Annotated in this window: 13 protein-coding genes; 6 read left to right on the top strand and 7 right to left on the bottom strand. The window is 66.0% G+C overall.

Translation table 11 applies throughout. The features are described from left to right. Window positions 1–52: 52 nt before the first annotated feature. The 3 genes from HNO53_RS16465 (at window position 53) to HNO53_RS16455 (ending at window position 1886) form a co-directional block, all read left to right on the top strand. On the top strand, window positions 53–844 hold the full coding sequence (locus HNO53_RS16465; protein ID WP_209473677.1) for a methyltransferase domain-containing protein: 792 nt from the start codon (window positions 53–55) through the stop codon (window positions 842–844). 36 nt (window positions 845–880) lie between these two features. Beyond that, window positions 881–1321 (top strand): cupin domain-containing protein, encoded by a 441-nt coding sequence (locus HNO53_RS16460; protein WP_209473676.1) that lies wholly within the window; start codon window positions 881–883, stop codon window positions 1319–1321. A 145-nt stretch (window positions 1322–1466) separates the two neighbouring features. Further along, complete coding sequence (locus tag HNO53_RS16455) at window positions 1467–1886, top strand: secondary thiamine-phosphate synthase enzyme YjbQ (protein ID WP_209473675.1); 420 nt, start codon at window positions 1467–1469, stop codon at window positions 1884–1886. Between the two features lie 7 nt (window positions 1887–1893). On the opposite strand, the gene dauA is transcribed toward HNO53_RS16455, so the two are convergent. After that, window positions 1894–3639: a C4-dicarboxylic acid transporter DauA gene (dauA, locus tag HNO53_RS16450; RefSeq protein ID WP_209473674.1), complete on the bottom strand. Its 1746-nt coding sequence runs from the start codon at window positions 3637–3639 to the stop codon at window positions 1894–1896. A 158-nt stretch (window positions 3640–3797) separates the two neighbouring features. Further along, window positions 3798–5846, bottom strand: coding sequence for a choline BCCT transporter BetT (gene betT / locus HNO53_RS16445; protein WP_209473673.1), 2049 nt, complete (start codon window positions 5844–5846; stop codon window positions 3798–3800). Window positions 5847–6326: 480 nt separating this feature from the next. Between betT and HNO53_RS16440 the strand changes: the two genes are divergently transcribed. The 3 genes from HNO53_RS16440 to HNO53_RS16430 all read left to right on the top strand — a co-directional run bounded on the left by HNO53_RS16440 (window position 6327) and on the right by HNO53_RS16430 (window position 9560). After that, window positions 6327–7538 carry a TRAP transporter substrate-binding protein gene (locus HNO53_RS16440; protein WP_209473672.1) on the top strand — a complete coding sequence of 404 codons (1212 nt, stop codon included), beginning with the start codon at window positions 6327–6329 and terminating at the stop codon, window positions 7536–7538. A gap of 109 nt (window positions 7539–7647) precedes the next feature. Beyond that, entirely contained in the window at window positions 7648–8244 is a 597-nt protein-coding gene (locus tag HNO53_RS16435; protein WP_240549049.1) for a TRAP transporter small permease subunit, read from the top strand. Further along, window positions 8241–9560: a TRAP transporter large permease gene (locus HNO53_RS16430; RefSeq protein WP_209473670.1), complete on the top strand. Its 1320-nt coding sequence runs from the start codon at window positions 8241–8243 to the stop codon at window positions 9558–9560. Before HNO53_RS16435 ends, HNO53_RS16430 begins: the two co-directional genes overlap by 4 nt. Before the next feature lie 83 nt (window positions 9561–9643). Here the strand turns inward: HNO53_RS16430 and HNO53_RS16425 are convergent, their stop codons facing one another. The 5 genes from HNO53_RS16425 to HNO53_RS16405 form a co-directional block, all read right to left on the bottom strand. Then, the gene (locus HNO53_RS16425) at window positions 9644–10288 is read right to left on the bottom strand and encodes a hypothetical protein (RefSeq protein WP_209473669.1); all 645 of its coding nucleotides are present in this window, start codon (window positions 10286–10288) and stop codon (window positions 9644–9646) included. An 85-nt stretch (window positions 10289–10373) separates the two neighbouring features. Beyond that, entirely contained in the window at window positions 10374–11093 is a 720-nt protein-coding gene (locus HNO53_RS16420; RefSeq protein WP_209473668.1) for a response regulator, read from the bottom strand. Window positions 11094–11105: 12 nt separating this feature from the next. Continuing rightward, complete coding sequence (locus tag HNO53_RS16415) at window positions 11106–12530, bottom strand: ATP-binding protein (RefSeq protein WP_209473667.1); 1425 nt, start codon at window positions 12528–12530, stop codon at window positions 11106–11108. 115 nt (window positions 12531–12645) lie between these two features. Beyond that, window positions 12646–13701 carry a LacI family DNA-binding transcriptional regulator gene (locus HNO53_RS16410; RefSeq protein WP_219790426.1) on the bottom strand — a complete coding sequence of 352 codons (1056 nt, stop codon included), beginning with the start codon at window positions 13699–13701 and terminating at the stop codon, window positions 12646–12648. Window positions 13702–13795: 94 nt separating this feature from the next. Then, window positions 13796–14902: an ABC transporter ATP-binding protein gene (locus tag HNO53_RS16405; protein ID WP_209473666.1), complete on the bottom strand. Its 1107-nt coding sequence runs from the start codon at window positions 14900–14902 to the stop codon at window positions 13796–13798. Window positions 14903–14937 lie beyond the last annotated feature (35 nt).

Raw genomic sequence — 14937 nt, 5'->3', positions numbered from 1 at the left:
GCGCACACGGCACCGCTCGGTGTCGTCGTGAGCAGCCAAGAGGAGCAAGACAATGACAATCACGGCAAAAGTGGCCAGCGCCGGAGTCGACAAGCAGGAGCTCGAGGCGCGGGTCAAGACGATGTACCGCGAGGTAGCCGAGTCGCCCCAGGGCGATTTCCACTTCGAGATGGGGCGTGCCCTGGCCGAGCGGCTGGGCTACGACCCCCGCGCGCTGGACCGCATCCCCGCCGCCGCCATCGACTCCTTCGCCGGGGTCGGCCATTTCCTCGACCTGGCCGCCATCCAGCCCGGTGAGACGGTACTCGACCTGGGCAGCGGCTCCGGCATGGACAGCCTGCTGGCGGCCCTGGCGACGGGACCCGGCGGGCAGGTACTGGGGCTCGACATGACCGCCGCCCAGCGCGACAAGGCCACGCGGCTGGCGCACGAGGCCGGCTTCGGCCAGGTCAGCTTCCACGACGGCTATATCGAGGCGCCGCCCTTTGCCGACGGCAGCGTCGACGTGGTGATCAGCAACGGCGTGATCAACCTGTCGGCCGACAAGCCCAAGGTCTTCACCGAGGCGACGCGAGTGCTGCGTCCCGGCGGGCGACTGGCGCTGGCCGACATCGTCACCGAGAAGCCGCTGCCGGAGAGCGTCTCCTGCAACGCCACGCTATGGGCCGCCTGCATCGGCGGTGCACTGCAGCAGGACGCCTATCGTGCGGCCATCGAGGCGGCGGGTCTCGTCATCGAAACCTGGCGCGAGCATCCCGAGTACCGCTTCCTGACCGACTCAGCCCAGGGTGCCAGCGCCTCTTACGGGGTGAAGAGCATCTCGCTGCTGGCGATCAAGGCTTGAGGAAGACATCGTTGTATCGCAGAGGAGTGAAGCATCATGAACGTCATCATTAAACCGGCAGCTCTGACCCTTGGGCTGGTTGCGATCCTGTCAATCGGCGCTGCGCTTGCGCAAGACGACGCCCTGCCGGAGGGGTTCGAGACCGCCCCGGTACTGAAGACCACCGAGACCCGCGACGGCGATCCCATCGCCTGGCCCGAAGGCACCGCCCAGTTCATCTCGGTGATCGGCACCATCGAGCCCGGTGGCCGGACGCCTCGGCATCAGCACCCGGTGCCGGTGTACGTTTATATTCTCGAAGGCGAGGTCGAGCTGCGCACCGAGGGCGGCGACCCCCACACCTACAGCGCCGGTGAGGCCTACATCGAGGCGCTCAACAGGGATCATCAGCTCTTCAACGTGAGCGACGACGAAGCCAGGGTGCTGGTGGTTTTCACCGCTACGGAGGGTCAGCCGACCACGGTGGCCAGCGAGTAATCGTTCGCTTTCCGAGGTAACGCAAGGGAGCGCAGCCGCACTGCGCCAGGGGCACTCAGCGCTGCCCGCCGAAACGCGGGCGGCGCTCTTGTGGTGACGAGGCGACGCGTTAGCATGGCGAGAAACCCACACGAGGAGCCCGGCCATGTGGCATCAGCAGGAACTGCACCTGGCGCCGCGTTCGCGCGGCTTTCATCTGATCACCGACGAGATAACCGGGGCGCTGGATAAGTTGCGTGAGGTGGAGGTCGGCCTGCTGCACCTGCAGCTGCTGCATACCTCGGCCTCGCTGACCCTCAACGAGAACGCCGACCCGGACGTGCGCCACGACCTCGACGCCTTCCTGCGCGAGCGTATCCCGGGGGACCTGCCCTATTTTCGCCACACCCTGGAGGGGCCCGACGACATGCCGGCGCACGTCTGCGCCAGCCTGCTCGGCACCCAGCTTACCCTGGCGGTGCGCAACGGTCGCCTGGCGCTGGGTACTTGGCAGGGCATCTGGCTCGGCGAGCATCGCGAGCATGGCGGGTCGCGGCGGTTGATCGCTACGCTTCAGGGCGAGTAGCTCGGCATCAGGTAGTCGCTGCGACCAGCCAACGCTGTGCCAGCCTCCGGGCCTGCGCAGGCTGACGTACGGCGGCTAGCCGGCCGGCCTGGCGTTTGACACCGGCACGCTTGAGCTTGAGTACCATGCGCGGCGGCATGCCGACGAAAATCAGCCCCACCTGGCGCGTGCCCAGCTCCTCGACCAGCGACTGCAGGGCAACGATGGCCGTGGCGTCCAGGCTCGGTACGTCGCGCATGTCGAGCATCACCACGCGGACCTCGGGATCGACCACTCTCAGCGAGGAAACGGCCTTCTCTGCCGCGCCGAAGAACAGCGGGCCGTTGACGTCATAGAGCGCCACCTGGCGCGGCAGGTCGTGGCTAGCATCGTCACCACCCGGCTCGAGGCGTCGGGCGTGGGTCAGGTGGGCCATGCGGCGAATGAACAGCGCCGCAGCGAGGCCGATGCCCACCGCCACTGCCAATACCATGTCGAACACCACCGTGAGCAGGAAACAGATCACCAGTATCGCCACGTCGCTGCCCGGCGCGCTCTTCAGGGTGTGCAGGAAGTGGCGCGCCTCGCTCATGTTCCAGGCGATGATGAACAGCAGCGCGGCGAGCGCCGCCATCGGCACCAGGGCGAGCACGCCGGCCAGCGCCACCACTGCCAACAGCACCACCAGCGCGTGCACGACCGCCGCCAGCGGCGAGACCGCGCCGCTGCGGATGTTGGTGGCCGTACGTGCCAGCGCCGCGGTGGCAGTGATGCCGCCGAAGAAGGGGGCGGCAATGTTGCCCAGCCCCTGGCCAATCAGTTCGGCGTTGGGGTCGTGGCGGGTGCGAGTCATGCCATCGGCCACCACCGCGCAGAGCAGCGACTCGATGGCCGCCAGCATAGCGATGGCCAGTGCCGGGCCGAGCAGCTCGCGAATCAGAGCGAAATCCACCGTGAGCGGCGTACCGTCCGCTCCCGGCAGGCGCCAGGGGAGTACCGGGCCAGGGGCGAAGGGGGGAATGCCGCTGCCGGCCTGACCCAGGTACTCCCACTGGAAGCGCGAGGCGATGGTCTCGATCTCCACGCCCAGCGGTGCCACGGCGAGCGCCGCCAGCGTGCCCACCGCGAGGCCGACCAGCGGCGCCGGCAGCGGCAGCTTCAGGCGCGGCCACAGGATCAGCGTGGCCAGCGTGAGCAGCCCGACGCTGAGCTCGGCAGGCGCCAGCGAGGGCAAGGCACGGACGATGGCCGCCAGGTTGTGCAGCGTGCTGTCACCCAGCGCGACGCTCTCGAGCCCCAGGAAGTCGGGCAGCTGCAGCAGGGCGATGACCACGGCGATGCCGGCGGTGAAACCGAGCACCACCGGATAGGGCACGAACTGGATCAGGTTGCCCAGCCGTGCCAGGCCCAGTGCCACCAGGATCAGCCCCGCCATCAGCGTGGCGATCAGCAGCCCGCCGAGGCCATGGCTGGCGACGATGGGAAACAGGATCACCACGAAGGCGGCGGTAGGGCCGGAGATGTTGAACCGCGAGCCGCCGGTCAGCGCGATGACCGCACCCGCGACGATGGCGGTGTACAGGCCGTGCTGGGGCGGTACGCCGGTGGCGATGGCCAATGCCATGGAGAGCGGCACCGCGACGATGCCGATGGTCAACCCGGCGAGCATATCGCGCTTGAGTTCGGCCAGGCCATAGCCTTGGCGCCAGGCGGCAACCAGGGCGCTGCCGGGCAGCGGGGGCCGGTAACGGGTGGAACGTCGTGAGCGAGCCATGGCGGTACCGAACGTGAGCAAGGTAACGGTAACGTTACTCCTGCATATTGCGGCGCCACAAGCCGGCCAAGGTCTAGGCCATGCCCGTAAACTGTCTGCGTTTGCAAACAAAACGGCGGCACCCGAAGGATGCCGCCGTGGCGAGGGGGAAAGCCCGATCAGGCCGGGCTGGCGTCGAGTGGCGGTTCCCCCACCGCTCCTGGCATCGCCTGCACGTTGCCGCCCTGGTCGGTCAGGGTCAGGAAGTGCAGGTGGCGCTCGTATTCCGAGAGCACGTCGGCGATCACCTGGCCGCGGGTGAAGCCGTTGAGATCCTTATCCAGGCCGCCTTCGGCCAGGTAGACGTCGAGCCGCACGTAATAGTCGTCGTCCGCCGGCAGGAAACTCGGCGTGCGCATGCGGTGCGGGCACACCTGGTAGACGAAGCTCGCCGCATTCTCCAGGTCCACCTGCAGGGTCAGGCTGGGGAGTGATTCACCCTCAAGCTTCTCCTCGGTCACGTTGGCCTCCTGGCCACGGCTCTCCAGTTCCTGGGCGAACTGCGTCAGCGCCGGGCGAATGGCATGCTCGATGGTGGCGGCGGCGCCGGCACGGTTGGAGACGTCGAGGGCGCGATCGAGGCGTTCGCGCCAGTCGCCGCCCGGGGCGGTGCCGGCGATACGACGGCGCGCCTCGGCCTTGCTGCCTTCCAGCTTGAGCGCCTTGTACATGCCGACCATGATGGCAAAGATCACCAACGAGAAGGGCAGGGCGGTAATCACCACCGCACTCTGCAAGGCGTTGAGCCCGCCGGCCATCAGCAGGGCGACGGTGACCAGGCCGATCACCGCCGACCAGAAGATGCGCAGCTTGATCGGCGCGTCGTGGTTCACGTCGGAGAGAATCGAGGTGAAGTTGGCCAGCACCAGCGCGCCGGAATCCGCCGAGGTGACGAAAAACACGATGCCCAGCACGGTGACCACGGCGGCAGTGACGCCTGCCCAGGGGTAGTACTCGAGCAGCGTGTACATGGTGGTCTGCGGCGTGTTCAGCGCCTGTTCGCCCAGCTCGACAACGCCCTGGTTGGCCACCAGCTCGATGCCGCTGTTACCGAACACCGACATCCACACCATCATGAAGGCCAGTGGAATGCCCAGCGCCCCGGCCACGAACTGGCGAATGGTACGCCCACGTGAAATGCGTGCCAGGAACAGGCCGACGAACGGCGTCCAGGCGATCCACCAGCCCCAGAAGAAGATCGTCCACCACATCTTCCACTCGTTGGCGCCATCACCGGCGAAGGCGTAGGTGTCGAAGCTCTTGGCGACGAAGCTCGTGAAGTAGTCGCCGGCGTTGTTGACCGCCATGTCGAGCAGCCGCAGGGTGTGGCCCTGGAACAGCACGAACAGCAGCAAGGCCAGCGCCAGCAGCATGTTGAACTCCGACAGTCGACGAATGCCCTTCTCCACGCCGCTGACCACCGAGATGGTGGCAAGCACGACCACCAGTACGATCAGGATCACCTGGACCGAGAGGCTCTCGGGCACGTCGAACATGTAGTTCAGCCCATAGTTGAGCTGCATCACGCCGATGCCGAGGCTGGTGGCGATGCCGAACACGGTGGAAATGACGGCGGTGATGTCCACGGCATTGCCGATGGGGCCGTGAATACGCTTGCCGAGCAGCGGGTAGAGCGCGCTGCGGATGGCCAGCGGCAGGCGATGGCGGTAGCTGAAGTAGGCCAGGGCCATGCCCATCAGCACGTAGAGCCCCCAGCCGGACAGCCCCCAGTGCATGAAGGTCTGCACCACGGCATAGCGCATTGCCTCCTGGCTCTCGGGGGTGAGGTCCGGTGGTGCCAGGTAGTGAGCCACCGGCTCGGCGACGCTGAAGAACAGCAGGTCGATACCGATGCCGGCGGCGAACAGCATTGCCGCCCACGACAGCGTCGAGAACTCGGGCCGCGAGTGATCCGGGCCCAGGCGGATGCTGCCGAAGCGTGACATGCCGATGGCGACGACGAAGACGAGGTAGGCCAGTACCGCCAGCATGTAATACCAGCCGAAGGTCTCGCTGACCCAGGCCAGGCCGGCGTTGAAGAAGGCGCCGGCTTGTTCGGTAAAGCTCATGGTGAGCACGAGGAAGACCAGGATCCCGGCGACCGAGCCGTGGAACACCACGGGGTTGAGTCGGTCGCGTCGCTGGGTAAGGGGTAGGTTATGCGCCATGCAGGCGTACTCCTTTCAGGGATGAATGACCCTTCCCGCCGATTCCTTGCCGAGACGCGCTGAGGATTGTTCCTCGCAATCGAAAGCACGCCTGAAGATAACCCAGTGTTTTCAGGCCTGACGCAGCCATTCACGGTCATGTAGGGACACGGGCCACGTGTGTCTGGGATGGCGTCAGGACTGACGACTCCGGCGGGAAGCCGTTCTTTGTTTTTTTGAATGAACGTTCAAATAAAATACGCGCTTTACCTTTGCCCTTCAACCCTGCGTTAACAGATTCGGCAACAACGTTAATTGAACATAGGAAGCGGCGCTTGCGCCTGCGCTTACCCAAGCTATACCTGATATAGCCGACTGCGCTTCAGGGAGAGAGCACGCTGTGTCAGCACCTGACAGGGAGGCTTTCGGGACGACTGCGTGACCGGCCTGTGCCGGTTCAGGCAGCCAGAAGTACAACGACAATCGTTTCTGGAGTATCCGATGGTTCATGACAAGAACACGCCCATGGCCCAGGCCGATGGGCAAAGCGCCAGCGACAGCAACTCCACCGACAACCCGTCCACCCGCACTTCGCGGCGCCGCTTCCTCACCGGGTCGGCGGCGGCGGTGGGGGCCGGTGCCGCCGCCGCAGTGGGCTTTCCCAGCATTGCCGTGGCCCAGACCACCACGCTGCGCTTCCAGAGCACCTGGCCCAACCAGGACATCTTCCACGAGTTCGCCGCCGACTATGTGCGCATCGTCAACGAGATGTCGGGCGGCCGGCTGCGGCTTAACCTGCTACCGGCCGGTGCCGTGGTGGGCGCGCTGCAGCTGCAGGATGCGGTCATCTCCGGGGCGCTCGATGGCGGCCATGGCGTGACGGCCTACTGGTACGGCAAGCACAAGGCCTTCTCGCTGTTCGGCACGCCGCCGCCCTTTGGTTGGGATGCCCATCAGTTTCTTGCCTGGTTCTGGAACAGCGGTGGCATGGAGCTCTACAACGAGCTGCTCGCCAACCTCGAGCTGCCGCTGGTGGGTTACCAGACCGGTCCCATGCCGACCCAGGCGCTGGGCTGGTTCAAGGAACCCATCGCCAGCGCCGAAGATCTGCGCGGGCTCAAGTATCGCACCGTGGGCCTGGCCGCCGACCTGATGCGTGAGTTCGGCGCGGCGGTGACCATCATGGGCGGTGGGGATATCGTGCCGGCCATGGATCGTGGCCTGCTCGACGGTGCCGAGTTCAACAATCCCTCCTCGGATCGCCTGCTCGGCTTCCCCGACGTCAGCAAGACCTGGATGCTGCGCAGCTACCATCAGGACTGCGAGGCTTTCGAGATCATCTTCAACAAGACCAAGCACGACAGCCTGCCGGAGGAGTTCCAGGCCATCCTGCAGTACGCCGCCAAGGCGGCTTCTTCGGAGATGTACTGGAAGGCCATGGAGCGCTACCCGAAGGATCTGCAGGCCATGCGCGAGGAGCAGGGGGTACAGACCTACATCACCCCCGACTCGGTGCTTCAGGCGCAGCTCGATGCGTGGAATACGGTGATCGAGAACGAGTCCCAGGACCCCTTCTTCAAGAAGGTCATCGACCATCAGCGCGAGTACTGCGAGCGTGTGGTCGGCTGGCATCTCGAAGGTACGGCACCCAAGACGCCGGCGTACCGCCACTTCTTCGGCAAGGAGCCGACCGACACCTCGACCATCCTGTAAGCCGCCGGGCCTCCGGGCCCGGCACCCTGATGTCCCGGTGCAGGATGCTGCCGGGTTCGAGTCCGTGCCGCGCCATCCCGTGGGTGGCGCGTGGAGGTGAGAGGTGATCATGCGTTTCGTGTTCTTCATCGACCATCTCAGCACGTGGGTGGGCAAGGCTTTCGCCTGGGCGATCCTGCTGCTGACCTTCGTGGTGAGCTATGAGGTCTTCATGCGCTACGCCCTGGGAGCGCCGACCACCTGGGCCTACGACACCAGCTACATGCTCTACGGCACGCTGTTCATGATGAGCGGGGCCTACGCGTTGGCGCACAACGCCCATGTGCGTGCCGACGTGGTGTCGCGCTACTTCTCGCCGCGCTGGCAGGCGGGCGTCGAGTTGGCGCTCTACCTGCTGTTCTTCTATCCCGGCATCCTGGCGCTGGTGTGGAGCGGCTGGGACTTCTTCAGCGTCTCGTTTCGCCAGGACGAGCACAGCTCCTTCACGCCAGGCGGACCGCCGATCTGGCCCTACAAGTTCGTCATACCGGCGTGCGCCACGTTCCTGGCGATCCAGGGCATGGCCGAGGTGACGCGCTGCTTCCTGTGCCTCAGGCATGGCAAGTGGCCGCTACGCCTTGAGGATGTCGAGGAGATCGATATTCCCGTCAACAAGGAGGCCGAGATCAAGACCGCCCAGCAGGAGCCAGGAGACAAGCAGCCATGAGCGAACCGCAAATCGGTATCATGATGCTGGGCATGCTGGTCATCCTGATCATGCTCGGCTTCCCCATCGCCTTCACGCTGATCGCCATGGGCATCGGCTTCGGCTACTTCGCCATCGGCGACATCATCTTTCCGTTGCTGGTGCAGCGTGCCTACGGCGTCATGTCCAACGATGTGCTCATCGCCGTGCCGCTGTTCCTGTTCATGGGCTACATGGTGGAACGGGCCAACATCCTCGACCGCCTCTTCTCCAGCCTGCAGCTCGCCGCACGCGGCATGCCGGCCTCGCTCGCCGTGGCTAGCCTGATCACCTGCGCGCTGTTCGCCACCGCCACCGGCATCGTCGGTGCCGTGGTAACCCTGATGGGGCTGCTGGCGCTGCCGGCGATGCTCAATGCCGGCTACGACAAGCGCATGTCGAGTGGGGTTATCTGTGCCGGGGGTTGTCTCGGCATTCTGATACCACCGAGCATCATGCTGATTCTCTACGGGGCAATGGCGGGGGTCTCGGTGGTGCGCCTCTATGCGGGGGCACTGATCCCGGGACTGCTGCTGGCGGGGCTCTACATCCTCTACGTGATGGGGCGGGCCATGGTCAATCCCAAGGTGGCCCCCAAGTTGCCGCCGGAGAGCCTCGACGTGCCGCTCAAGGAGGTCTACTGGGGGCTCTTGACCTCCTTCGTACCGCTGTTTGTGCTGATCATGGCGGTGCTCGGTGCCATTCTGTTCGGCCTGGCCACCCCCCACGAGGCGGCCGGCATCGGCGCACTTGGGGCTATCGTACTGGCCGCGGCCTACCGGCAGTTGACCTTCGCCCGGCTGCGCGAGGCAGTGTTTCTTACCGCCCGCACCAGCGCCATGGTGTGCTGGCTGTTCGTCGGCTCATGGATCTTCTCCTCGGTGTTCTCGCTGCTGGACGGACACTCGCTGATCGAACACTGGATCAGCGGTCTGTCGCTGACGCCGTTGCAGTTCCTGCTGCTGGCGCAGTTGATGATCTTTCTGCTCGGCTGGCCGCTGGAATGGACCGAGATCATCATCATCTTCGTGCCAATCTTCCTGCCGCTACTGCACATGTTCGGTATCGATCCGCTGTTCTTCGGCGTGCTGGTGGCGCTCAACATCCAGACCTCGTTCCTCACGCCACCCATGGCCATGTCGGCCTTCTACCTCAAGGGCATTGCGCCCAAGGGCATACAACTGGGCGACATCTTCATCGGCATCGCGCCGTTCCTGCTGATGGTGTTCGTCGCCATGTTCATCCTCTACATGGTGCCGGGCATCGTGTTCTGGCTGCCGGGGGTGCTCTATAACTGAGTCTTTCTCGACGCCCATCACACGGAACGCAGCGGGCCCGGCGCAATGCCGGGCCCGCTGCGTTTCACCGCCTTGGCCATCGATCATCCGCGGTGGCGTTCGCCGTGATGCTTGCCGTGCCCGTGGGGGTGGCGGGGCTGCATGAAGGCCTCGAGGGCGGCGATCTGCTCGTCGGTGAGCACCTCGCCGAGGGCTTCACGATGTTCGGCACGCAGCGCTTGCCATGCCTCGCGGCGTTCTGCGCGTGAGTCGAATTCCTGATTGCGCAGCTCCTGCATGTCGGCATACAGGGATTCGCGCAGCTCGGTCAACCGATCACGCTCCTCGTCCGAGAGTTCCCAACTGTCGACCAGGGTGGCCAGGCGCTCCTGCATACCCTGATGGCGCTCGCCGTGCCGCTCCTGGTGCATGTCGCGCTTGGCCTCGCGCAGAGCTTCACGCTGCTCCTCGTCGAGGATCTCGTCCATGCGCTCGCGGTGCCGTTCGTGCAGCTCACGCAGCGCCTGCATGTGTTCACCGTGGGCTTCTTCCAGAGCGCTGCGGGTCTCCTCGTCGAGGCCGGCGCGCTCGAACAGTTCCTGGCGGCGCTCCTCGAAGCGCTCGTGGCGCTGCTCGTGCCAGCCGCCTTCGCCCTGGCCGGGGGTGGCGAAGGCCGCCAGCGACAGGGGCGCGATGGCCACGGCGAGTAGAGCGGGCATCAGTAGCTTGCGGGTTACGTTACGGCGCATCTCGGTCACTCCATTGCATTGGGGATGCTGTCAGTGTCGTACGCCGCTGTGCAATCAACTTGCAGCAATCGTGGAAGAACCGGGGTCATTCCTCCGGCTGGTACTTGTAGCCGACCCCGTAGACCGAGCGGATGATCTCACGCTCGGGCCAGATATCTGCGATCTTGCGCCGCAGTTTCTTGACGTGGCTGTCGACGGTGCGCTCGGAGACGATGCGATGGTCGCGGTACATGCGATCCATCAGCTGATCGCGGGTGAAGATGCGCCCCGGCGACTGCATCATCACCTTGAGCAACTGGTACTCCACCGCGGTCAGGCCGAGGTCCTGGCCGTCGGCCAGCGCCCGCCAGCCCTCGTCGTCGAGCTCGAGCTGGCTGCCGCTGATCGAGGCGGGATCGCGCAGTGCCTGGCTGCGGCGCAACACTGCCTTGACTCGGGCGACCACCTCGCGGGGGCTGAACGGCTTGCAGATATAGTCGTCGGCACCGAGCTCGAGACCCAGCAGGCGGTCGACTTCCTCGACTCGCGCCGTCAGCATGATGATCGCCACGCCGGGCCAGCGCTGGCGAATCTCGCGGCACAGGGTGAGGCCGTCGACCCCAGGCAGCATGAGGTCGAGCAGTACCAGCGACGGCAATTGCTCGTCGAGGTGCTGCTTCTGTAGCCAGGGCAGTACCTGGTCGCCGTGGTCGATATGCCGGGTGGAGAAACCGCTGCCCTCCAGGTAGTCGGCAACCAGACGGGCGATCTTGGGCTCGTCCTCGACGATCAGCAGGGTGTCACGCGGGGTGTCGAAGTCGTGCATGGGTGCCTTTCCTCATCGGGTTCGTTCTTCGGCATCGAGGGCAGGAAACTCGAGGGTCCAGCATAACCCACCCAGCGGGGAGGCGGAGGCCTGCATGGTGCCGCCATGGCTCTTGACCAGGGCGCTGGCGATGGAGAGCCCAAGGCCACTGCCGCCGCTGGCCCGGCTGCGCGAGCCCTCGACCCGGTAGAGCCGCTCGGTGAGCCGGCCGAGTGCCGCCTCGGGCACGCCCGGCGGGCTGTCCTGCCAGATCACGCTTACCCGGTTATGCGCCTGTTCCAGGCGAACTTCGAGCAGCCCGGGGGAAGTGGTGTAGGCACAGCTGTTGTCGAGCAGATTGGTCCACAGCTGGCGCAGCCGCCGGGCGTCACCACGAATCCAGGCCGGCCCCTGGATGTCGGTGGACACGGCCATACCGCAGTCGTCGAGCCAGCCACCCGCCTCTTCGAGACGCGAGGAGAGGCTCGCCGCCAGGTCGAGCGGTGCGAGCTGTACTTCGAGTGCCCCGGCATCGCTCTGCGAGAGCAATCGCAGGTCGGCCACCAGGCGCTCCAGCTGTCCTACCTCCTGCGCCAGCGAGTGAAGATTGTCCTGATCGAGCGGACGAATGCCGTCCTGCATGGCCTCGATCTCACCGCGCAATACCGCCAGCGGGGTGCGCAACTCGTGGGCGATGTCGGAAACCCAGCGGCTGCGCGCCTCGCGACTGGCCTCGAGCGTTGCGGCCAACATGTTGAAATCGCGCGCCAGGCGCGAGAGTTCGTCACGGCCACGCTCCGGCAGTCGCGCGCTGTAGTCGCCCTCGATCAGGTGTCGGGTCGCCAGCGCCATGCTGCGGGTGCGGCGCCCCAGCCACCAGGCCAGCCCGCCGGCCAGCAGCAGCGAGGCCAGGCCCAGGGCGGCGACGATGATGCCCAGGTTGCGCTGCTGGCGAGAAAGGAAGATACGGTCCATGCGTGCCATCAACTGCTGTGGCGGGCGATAGCCCAGGGTGCCGACTCTCTGGCCCTGGTACTCGATGGGCAGCCAGTGCAGTTCGGCGGCTATCTCGCGGTCGTCGGGGGGTAGGCCGATCACCGGCAGCCCCTCGGCATCGTGCAGCACGAAGTCGCGGGCATCGCCCAGGCGGCGCTCGATGCCGTGTGGCGGGCGCTCACCCGGCCACAGCTGCTGGCGCACCAGGCGCTCCCAGGCCGGCGGTGAGTTGCGCAGCCACTGCCAGCCGCCGCGGCGCGCCCACTCCTGGCCCAGGCCATCGGCCAGGGTCTCGGCGCGGTTGGCCTGGGTGGTCTCGAGATAGTCGAGAAAGCCGCGGTCGAGGCTGCGCGAGACTGCCAGGAACACCAGCCCGGCGATTACCACGTTGACCGACAGGATGATGACGAACAGCTTGACGCCCAGGTGCGAAAAAGGGGGGCGAGGCAGGCGTGGCCTCATCGTGTCGGCTCCTGAGTGGCGTTGTGAAACGTGCCTGCGAGGCAGCATCGCGCAGGGCGATGCAACCAATGGTCACGGAGAGTGCAAGCAGTGTGCAAGCGAGGTCAAAGACGGCTCAGGGGCAGGTTTCGCCGAGCAGCAGCTCGGTGCCCAGCAGGCGCGATTGGCCAGGCTCGAGGCCGAGGATCATGCGTGCCGCCAGGCGCCCCTTCTCGCCGCTCTCCTGGCGCACCGTAGTCAGGCGAGGCGCCCGGTACTGGCCTTCGGCAATGCCGTCGAAGCCGATCAGGCAAATGTCCTCGGGAATGCGCAAACCCCGACTCTCTGCCAGCGTCAGCGCGGTCAGGGCGATGCGGTCGGACATGCACAGCAGCAGGTCGGGACGCTCGTTCTCGGGGAGGTCGAGGATCTCCTCGATCACCGGGGCACAGACCTCGAAGGTATTTTCCTCGACGTTCCACATCGGTACCTGCCCGGTGGCGAAACCGTGCTTCTCCAGGGCGCGGTGGAAACCGGACAGGCGCGAACGGGTAATGGTGCGCTCGGCCGGCAGCAGGGTATAGCCGGGGGCGATGCGACCGTTGCAGGGCTCGCGGGTGAGGCGCAGGTTGACGATGGCGGGGCGTCGGCGAGGCGTCGCCGTCAGGGCATGGTCGGCGATCGCCAGGCTGGCCGGCTCGTTGTCGACGTGCACCGAGGGGTGACCCGAGACGTTGAAATCGACGGCCACCAGCGAGGCGTCGAGCGGCAGCGAATCGAACAGTTCGTCCGAGGGCATCAGGCCGTAGACGATGAAGCCGTCGGCCATGCTCGCCGAGTCGACCAGCTGACACTTGGCCTGGCGCGCCGAGAGCAGCAGCAGGGTATGCCCCTGGGTGTCGAGCACTTCGGCAACGCCCGAGAGAAATTCGCTGGAGACGGCGTCGTTGAGGCTATAGGTGAGACTCTCGGCGAGGATCACCGCGATGATCCGCGAGCGCCCGGTGCGCAGGCTGCGCGCCTTGGCGTCAGGGCCGCGATAGCCCAGCCGCTTGGCCTCGGCAAGGATGCGCTCGCGCAGGTTGGGCGAGAGCTGGTCCGGCCGGTTGAAGGCATTGGAGACGGTGGCGGTGGAGACGCCGAGCTCGCGAGCCAGATCCTTGAGGGTGATGCGACGGACCGGTGGCGACACGTTGGTTTCCCTGCTAATGAGACTGACCCAAGGATACCGTCCCGGTAATGGCCGGGACAGTCCTATCGCCGCTTTTCGTGTCGATGCCGCGGTGTCAGGCGGCGGCACGTGCCGGGCTGACCGGCAGGGCTCGGTCGCCGGCATCGAACAGATGGACATGCTCGGGGTCGGGCGCCAGCGCCACCCGCTGGCCCACTGACCATGGCGTGGGAGCCTCGCCGCGCTGGATCAGCAAGGTGTCGCCCTCCTTGGGGTCGAGGTAGACGTAGACCTCGTTGCCCAGGTACTCGACGTTGACGATCTCGAAGCCTTCGCTGCTCTGGGTCTCGGTGAGCCGCAGGTGCTCGGGGCGTATGCCCAGCGTCAGACCATCGCCCTGGGCGTGACCCGAGGCGTCCTGAGGCAGCGCCAGCTCGTCCAGCCCGGCGGCGCTGACGCGGCAGCCGTGGGTATCGGCACCGACCAGCCGCGCGGACAGGAAGTTCATCGTCGGCGAGCCGATGAAGCCGGCAACGAACTTGGTCGCCGGGCGCTGGTAGAGCTCCTGGGGGCTGCCCACCTGTTCCACGCGGCCGCCGTTGAGTACCACGATCTTGTCGGCCAGCGTCATCGCCTCGACCTGATCGTGGGTGACGTAGACCATGGTCGAGCCGAGCCGCTTGTGCAGCCGGGCGATCTCGTTGCGCATCTGCACCCGCAACGAGGCGTCGAGATTGGAGAGCGGTTCGTCGAACAGCAGAATGCGCGGTTCGCGGGCCATGGCGCGGCCCATGGCGACTCGCTGCCGTTGGCCGCCGGAGAGCGCCTTGGGCTTGCGCTCGAGTAGCTCTTCGAGCTGCAGGATGCGGGCGGTGGCCATGACCCGTTCGTGCACGGTCTCCTTGGCGGTCTTGGCCAGCTTGAGACCGAAGGCCATGTTCTCGTAGACCGTCATGTGCGGGTAAAGGGCGTAGGACTGGAACACCATGCCCACGCCGCGCTCCCGCGGCGGCAGCTCGTTGACCACCTGGTCGCCGATGGAGAGTTCGCCGTCGGTGATCGACTCCAGCCCGGCGATCAGGCGCAGCAGGGTCGACTTGCCGCATCCGGAGGGGCCGACGAAGACGACGAACTCGCCTTCACCGATCGCCAGGTCCACATCCTTGATGATGTGGGTGCTACCGAAGACCTTGTTGATCTTGTCGAGGGTGACGCTTGCCATTTGACCCATCCTCGGCCGTACTCGGCCGGTCGTTG

It is taken from the genome of Billgrantia antri (assembly GCF_017868935.1).
GTDB classification, from domain to species: domain Bacteria; phylum Pseudomonadota; class Gammaproteobacteria; order Pseudomonadales; family Halomonadaceae; genus Halomonas; species Halomonas antri.
The sequence above is the reverse complement of the archived record's forward strand: the minus strand, read 5'-3'. Positions and strand labels throughout refer to the sequence as shown.

Bases quoted from the DNA above. Each gene is read 5' to 3' on its own strand.
- HNO53_RS16460 (WP_209473676.1), top strand. From the start codon at position 881: ATGAACGTCATCATTAAACCGGCAGCTCTGACCCTTGGGCTGGTTGCG.
- HNO53_RS16455 (WP_209473675.1), top strand. From the start codon at position 1,467: ATGTGGCATCAGCAGGAACTGCACCTGGCGCCGCGTTCGCGCGGCTTT.
- HNO53_RS16425 (WP_209473669.1), bottom strand. From the start codon at position 10,288: ATGCGCCGTAACGTAACCCGCAAGCTACTGATGCCCGCTCTACTCGCC.
- betT (WP_209473673.1), bottom strand. From the start codon at position 5,846: ATGGCGCATAACCTACCCCTTACCCAGCGACGCGACCGACTCAACCCC.
- HNO53_RS16420 (WP_209473668.1), bottom strand. From the start codon at position 11,093: ATGCACGACTTCGACACCCCGCGTGACACCCTGCTGATCGTCGAGGAC.
- HNO53_RS16405 (WP_209473666.1), bottom strand. From the start codon at position 14,902: ATGGCAAGCGTCACCCTCGACAAGATCAACAAGGTCTTCGGTAGCACC.
- HNO53_RS16430 (WP_209473670.1), top strand. From the start codon at position 8,241: ATGAGCGAACCGCAAATCGGTATCATGATGCTGGGCATGCTGGTCATC.
- dauA (WP_209473674.1), bottom strand. From the start codon at position 3,639: ATGGCTCGCTCACGACGTTCCACCCGTTACCGGCCCCCGCTGCCCGGC.
- HNO53_RS16465 (WP_209473677.1), top strand. From the start codon at position 53: ATGACAATCACGGCAAAAGTGGCCAGCGCCGGAGTCGACAAGCAGGAG.
- HNO53_RS16415 (WP_209473667.1), bottom strand. From the start codon at position 12,530: ATGAGGCCACGCCTGCCTCGCCCCCCTTTTTCGCACCTGGGCGTCAAG.
- HNO53_RS16440 (WP_209473672.1), top strand. From the start codon at position 6,327: ATGGTTCATGACAAGAACACGCCCATGGCCCAGGCCGATGGGCAAAGC.
- HNO53_RS16435 (WP_240549049.1), top strand. From the start codon at position 7,648: ATGCGTTTCGTGTTCTTCATCGACCATCTCAGCACGTGGGTGGGCAAG.